At 36.7% G+C, this 433-nt stretch carries 1 protein-coding gene; it reads left to right on the forward strand.

Translation table 11 applies throughout. From position 1 onward, the window contains the following. Window positions 1-125: 125 nt before the first annotated feature. On the forward strand, window positions 126-433 hold a 308-nt coding region (locus PTQ34_RS08800), incomplete at its 3' end, for a YigZ family protein (RefSeq protein WP_273933224.1).

A 433-nucleotide genomic window follows, 5' to 3' on the forward strand; every position in this document is an offset into this window, starting at 1 on the left:
TAAATCTAGAATTCCTTTTTGGCAAATTTTATTGACATTATATACAAAGATAAATTATACTTATACAAAACGATTTTTGGCGTGTTTTCGCCGTTTTTTGTAAATAAAAAAAATAGTAAAATTCTATGTTTTTATTAAAAGAAAAAATCAGCACACAAATTGAAGTTAAAAAATCAAAGTTTATCGCTATTCTTGCGCCTTTTAAGGATTTTGAAAGCTTAAATAAAGCACTAAGAGACGAACACCCAAAGGCTGCGCATGTAGTCTGGGCATATCGCTACTTAAATGAGTTTGGTCAAATCGTAGAAAACTCTAGCGATGATGGCGAGCCAAAGGGTAGTTCTGCCCCTGCTTTGCTCGCAGCCTTGCGTGGCGCAGAGCTTGTTGATACTTGCGCTCTTGTGGTGCGGTATTTTGGCGGCATTAAGCTAGG

The sequence above is a fragment of the Campylobacter magnus genome (assembly GCF_028649595.1).
GTDB lineage: Bacteria > Campylobacterota > Campylobacteria > Campylobacterales > Campylobacteraceae > Campylobacter > Campylobacter magnus.